The organism is uncultured Citricoccus sp., from assembly GCF_937871995.1.
Taxonomy (GTDB): Bacteria; Actinomycetota; Actinomycetes; order Actinomycetales; family Micrococcaceae; genus Citricoccus.
In genome coordinates this window covers 1-5,356 of sequence record NZ_CALMQR010000099.1, presented here as the reverse complement: position 1 = coordinate 5,356, position 5,356 = coordinate 1, and the positions used below count along the sequence as shown (strand labels likewise).

The window sequence follows — 5,356 nt, the reverse complement described above, 5'->3', positions numbered from 1 at the left end:
CCACCAGCACCGACCTGCTGGACCGTGCCGAATGCCGCCGCGCCAACGGGGACGGGATGTGGCTGTGCTCGATCTGCGAAGAAGGCGTGCACCGGTGGATGGCCGCCAACCCCGGTGAAGGATCCGCCCAAGCCGCGGTGGACGAAATGGTCCAACGCCTGCTCAACCTCATCGACGGACCACCCCGGAAATACCGGCGCCAACGCCGCACCGACGACACGGTCTGACCACGCCGCCGTCCGTTAGGGGTCCAGTCAGTCCAAGGGCACGTCTGCCAAGGCTACGGTGAAGGCCGACACGCCATAGGCACCGTTCAACCGAACCGCGCGGAGAAGCTGTTCTGGAACCGCAGCCCCGGGTCGTAGTGGCGCTTGGTGGCGAAGAACTCCTCGAGCCGCGGGTACGCCTGGGCCACCTGCTCCCTGGTGTAGTGCTGCTGGTAGGGCAGGTAGAACGTTCCGCCGAGGTCCAGGGAGGATGCGACCAGGGCACGCGTCAGGGAGGCCATGTCTGCGCTGGCCTCGTCGTTGACTTCCTGGCTGAGGTAGAGCACCAGGGAGAACCGCTCCCCTTGCGCGTAGTCCAGGACGATGTCCTCGCGGTGGACCGAACGGATCGAGGCGCTGAGCAGTTGGGCGTCGTGACGGCCGAGTTGGGCCCGCAGCTCGTCGAGGAAGGGCACGATCTGGTCGGGGGGCAGGAAGTACTCGTGCAACACGTCGGTGTACTGCGGGAGCCTGTTCTGCAGGAAGCCCAGGCTCTCGTACATCGCCTGGTTGCGCCCGACCATGCACGCCTCGGCCTCGCGCAGGGCCTCGTTGCGCGACTGCAGACAACCGCGCACCCGGGGCAGCAGCTCGCGTTGCGCCGCCCACCGCAGGCGCTGCCCGAAATCACCGGTGCGGGCCAGGTTGAAGATCAGCCGACTCGCCTGGTCCGAGGCCCGCTCCTTCAGCGGCGGGACCGGCTCGGTGGTGTCGACCCGCTCGTAGGTGTAGACGATCGCCTCCTGCAGCAGGCTGTCCGGGGAGGTCGACAGGTGGGTGTAGGTCAACCGCACCGCGTCGTCGGCGGCCACCTGCGAGGCGAAGACCTGCGGGAAGTCGCGGTGCTGGATGACGGTGCTGCGCAGCCGGTACATTTCGCTGTCGACCAGGTTGAGCTCCACGTCGAGCACCACCCCGAAGAGCCCGTAGCCGCCGACGACGGCCTGGAACAGCTCGGGCTCCTGCTCTGGGCCGACCCGGTGCACGGTGCCGTCGGCGAGCATCACCCGCAGGGAGCGGATCGTGGAGGACAGGCTCCCGGCGCGAAAGTCCAGTCCGTGCGCGTTGACCGAGACCGTGCCCCCGACGCTGAGCACGTCGACGCTGGGCATGGTGGCGACCGACAGCCCGAGCGGGTGCACCGCCTCCAGCACCTGGTGCCACGTCGCTCCGGCCTGCACCGTGGCCGTCCTGGCGTGCTCGTCCACGGTGATCGCGTTCAGCCCGCGCATGTCCACCACCAACCCCCCGGGGTGGGAGGCCTGCCCGCCCAGCGCGTGCTGCGTGCCCCCGACGGAAACGACCAACTCGTTCTCCTCGGCGAACGCCAGCGCAGTCCGCACCTGGGCCTCGTCGACGGGCCGGACGACGCCGAAGACCGGGGTCCGGGTCAAACAACTGGCGTCGGACACCGTGCCGCCCTGCTGGGCCAGGCCACCGGGGTATGCCGCCGCGTCCACCGGCGCGCTCAAGCGCGCAGCGGCCTGGGCAGGCAGAGGTGGCACCGGGCTGACGACGCAGTCCTTCGCCGCAACCGGATCCCCCGACCACAACGCCAGCTGCGGGCCGCCCACGACCAACACGAGGATCAGAGCCAGCGCGGCGAGGAAGGTGCGCGCCCGTCTGCGGCGCGGTGATCGGGGTTCCGGCGGCCCAGGGCTGCCACTGCGCTGGTGCGCCACGGACGATCTCATGGCTCAGTGAACACCGGCCATCCGACCGAAGCTAGATCCAGGACGTCAAGGGCGGCCTGCGGGGGACGGGGCCCTTCCAGGTCCCGCAGCCAGCTCACACGCAACCATGAACTCAGGTCATCACCCATATAGCACGCCCTTCTGCCGGCCATCAGTCGCCTCGAACACTACGGCGCAGCACCGTCCATCTCGGCCCAGTCGGCCCGCATGCCGGGCGGCCGACATACACCGCTGCCCTCGCGTTTCGAACTGTCTGCGAGCAGGCCATTGGTCCTGCCGGATCTGACAGCAACGTGGAGGAGGGTGACACCGGTGAGTGGCAATCCGTGGGTAGACGACGAGGACGATGACACCTGGCTGACCCCGGTGACCGGCCCCGAGCCGGCGGACGGTGAGGCTTCGGGGTCCCCGCTGCCGTACCTCGACCCCGATGTCGAGGCGGCACTGGCCGCCGAGGCTCCGCCGGAGTGGTTGGGGATTCGGTGGCGCCAGATCGAACCGGGTCAGCAGTGGGACGCCTGGAACGGGTTGCGCCGGTGGGTGGACTGGTTCATCCGCGAATACCGGCTGACGACCTCGGACGTTCCGGCGTGCTGGTACCGGCACCCGAACCTGACCGCCGAGCTGTACGCGGCGATGTGCATGGAGCACAAGGTCTGGGAAGAGGGTGCTCCCGGGCTGGCACCGATGATGATGTGGCACCCCAACGTGGCCCAGCTGCGGTCCCGGCTCAAGGAGATGACCCACGAGGCCGGGTGCGTGCAGAACGGCAAGCACAAGGAACCGATCGCGTACTCCGGCACCGTGGGGGCCTACGAGCTGGACTACGACGAGGACGACTGGACCACCGCAGCCTCGACCATCCGCACCGAGAAGGTCATCGACCGCCCCACCACCGGGGTGAAATACGTCCGCGCCCGCGCCGTGGACGCCGACGGCATCGAACACGGGGCCTCCGACCCGCTGGGCCTGCGCGCCCGGCCCGTGGCCGAAGTCGGCGCGGTGCGCCTGGCGTACACCTCCGCGACTCCCGGCCAGGTAGGGGTGGCCGTGCACGTGATCGGTGGTCCCGAAGACCTCAGCGTGGTAGTCGAGGAATCGGCCGACGGGACCACCTGGTCCGCCATGCAACCAGCCCGGGACCCCGAAGACAAGGGGGACTAAGCGGCACCGTCCACGGGGATGTATGTCGGCCGCGAGTCCAGACAACCCGAGCGAACTACGAGCACAGGGGCCTGAAGGGCCCACACGGCATGAAGGGTGTGGTGAGTGGAGATGGTGAGCGTGGGCAAGAAGACGGTGCAGGGCAATCTGACCGGGGACCCCCGGCCGGTGCGGACCAAGGCCGGCCAGGAGCTGGTGGTGATGACGGTGGCGGAGAACAACCGCCGCTTCAACGAGGACTCCCGGACGTGGGAGGACGCCGAGGCCACGTTCTACGACGTGGCGGTGGAGCGGGCCCAGTTGCGCGAAAACGTGCTGTCCTGTCTGCACAAGGGCGACCGGGTCACGGTCACCGGGGACCACCGGGTGGAGCCGTATGCCACGAGCACCGGCAAGCCGGGACTGAACCACCGTCTCTGGGCCGAGGACGTGGCCGCCTCCATGCAGTTCAACCCGGTCGCGGTCCTGCCCCGCGAACCCCACCGAGACGCGGCCGCTGTGGTCTCCTCCCCCGAAAAGTCCACGGACCGGACGGCAGGCCAGGGCCTGCGCCCGGAGGAGATGACGCCGGAGGCGTTCGCGGAGTGGTCGGCCGGGCAGCCGCCGTTGGTCCCCCATCAGGACCAGAGCGCCGGGCTCGTCCGGTAACCGGACCGTTCACTCACCGTCGCTCGATGGCCGGGGGCTTGACCGCTTCCCGGCCGTCGTGCAGTTATGTCAGAGAAGGAGCCCGAGCGTGGCGAAGCGGAGCAATCAGGTGGCCGGTCAGATCTCGGTGTTTGACCTGCTGGCCGATATGGAAGGAACCGAAAATGCAGGACGGGCTGCGGGACGGGACGATGCCGGATCCGATCGAGGATCCGCGGCAGGACACCACCAGCGAACTGCTGGGCTGGGAAGTCGACCGGTGGGAGATCGACCGGACGGTGTGGCAGCACCCGCACGAGACGACGCCGTACGGGACCACGCTGGTGGAGGCCTTCGAGGCGGCGCACCCGGACGGGGAAGTGACGGTGATCGACCTGATGCTGTCCCTGGACCAGTACCAGAGGGCCAGCGAGGAGTTCGAGGACTACCTGATCGGGATCGTGCAGTCCCGGGGGATGCAGTTGGCCCCGGATCGGGTGGAGCCGGTGGAGGCCGAGGCCCTGTTGAAGCTGCCGAAGCGGGCGCAGCTGCGGGTGTTCGACCAGCTGACGGTGCTGGCCGGGCAGGTGTTCGACTGGATGCGATCCCAGGGGATGGACCCGGTACCGGGGGCGAGCACCCTGCCACCGCTGGTGACCGAGGCCGACCGGGAGCAGATCGAGAGAAGCTGACCGGGTCCCCGGTCGACTGGACCGGAGGCACCGGGCGCCCGGCCACCGCCACCCGCCGGTTCCTGGCCAACGTGGCCGCCCTGCAGACCCTGGCCGAACTCGATGACGCCGGACGCTACGCCACCACCCAGGACCAGGACGAGCTGTCCCGATGGTCCAGCTGGGGGGCGCTGCCGGAGGTCTTCGACGACACCGCCGACACCTTCTCCCCCGAGGACCGGGCCCTGGTCCGGGACCTGCTGGGCCCGGAGGGGTGGGAGCAGGCCAAGGCCACCACCCTGAACGCCCATTACACCGACCCCGCCCACGCCCAAGCGATCTGGGGTGCCCTGTCCCGGGCGGGATTCACCGGGGGCCGGGTCCTGGAGCCGGGCTGCGGGTCCGGGGAATTCATCGGCCAGGCCTCCACCGGGACCCAGATGGTGGGGGTGGAGCTCGACACGACGACCGCGCGGATCGCCGCCCACCTGCACCCCTCCCACGAGGTCCACGCGGCCGGGTTCGAACAGGTCCGCCTGGGTGAGGACAGCTTCCACGCCGTGGTCGGCAACGTCCCGTTCGGCTCCTTCCCGGTGGCCGATGCGAAGTACAACGGGCAGAACCTGTCGATCCACAACTACTTCATCGCCAAGTCCCTCCGGCTGACCGCCCCGGGCGGGTACGTGGCGGTGATGACCTCCACCTGGACCATGGACGCCCAGCGGGCCTCGGCCCGCCGGGAATTCGCCCGCTACGCCGACCTGGTCGGCGCGGTCCGCCTGCCGAACGGGGCGATGCAGGACAGTGCCGGCACGGACGTGAAGACCGACGTGCTGATCTTCCGGCGCCGCGAGCCCGGGGCGAAGATCGACCAGGACGCCGTCGCCGCCTGGGTCGAACCGGCGGTCATCGAAGCCCCCGACCGGGACGGGGA

5 protein-coding genes and 1 pseudogene are annotated in these 5,356 nt (G+C 69.6%); 5 read left to right on the top strand and 1 reads right to left on the bottom strand.

What is annotated here, in order from left to right:
• The coding region (locus Q0283_RS11380; protein ID WP_298044727.1) for a hypothetical protein at nucleotides 1-227 on the top strand (227 nt) is incomplete at its 5' end.
• 86 nt (nucleotides 228-313) lie between these two features.
• On the opposite strand, the gene Q0283_RS11375 is transcribed toward Q0283_RS11380, so the two are convergent.
• A complete protein-coding gene (locus Q0283_RS11375) occupies nucleotides 314-1,738 on the bottom strand; it encodes an FAD-binding oxidoreductase (protein ID WP_298044726.1) in 1,425 nt (474 codons plus the stop codon).
• Between the two features lie 534 nt (nucleotides 1,739-2,272).
• On the opposite strand from Q0283_RS11375, the gene Q0283_RS11370 reads away from it, so the two are divergent.
• From Q0283_RS11370 to Q0283_RS11355, 4 genes and pseudogenes are all read left to right on the top strand, one after another.
• A complete protein-coding gene (locus Q0283_RS11370; protein ID WP_298044725.1) occupies nucleotides 2,273-3,124 on the top strand; it encodes a hypothetical protein in 852 nt (283 codons plus the stop codon).
• A 120-nt stretch (nucleotides 3,125-3,244) separates the two neighbouring features.
• Complete coding sequence (locus Q0283_RS11365; RefSeq protein WP_298044724.1) at nucleotides 3,245-3,772, top strand: single-stranded DNA-binding protein; 528 nt, start codon at nucleotides 3,245-3,247, stop codon at nucleotides 3,770-3,772.
• A 164-nt stretch (nucleotides 3,773-3,936) separates the two neighbouring features.
• On the top strand, nucleotides 3,937-4,443 hold the full coding sequence (locus tag Q0283_RS11360; protein WP_298044722.1) for a hypothetical protein: 507 nt from the start codon (nucleotides 3,937-3,939) through the stop codon (nucleotides 4,441-4,443).
• A 71-nt stretch (nucleotides 4,444-4,514) separates the two neighbouring features.
• Nucleotides 4,515-5,356, top strand: a pseudogene (locus tag Q0283_RS11355) (methyltransferase domain-containing protein); the annotation flags it as partial.

What these genes read in the sequence shown, in the direction of transcription:
- Q0283_RS11360 (WP_298044722.1), top strand. Translation starts at nt 3,937, where the DNA reads ATGCAGGACGGGCTGCGGGACGGGACGATGCCGGATCCGATCGAGGAT.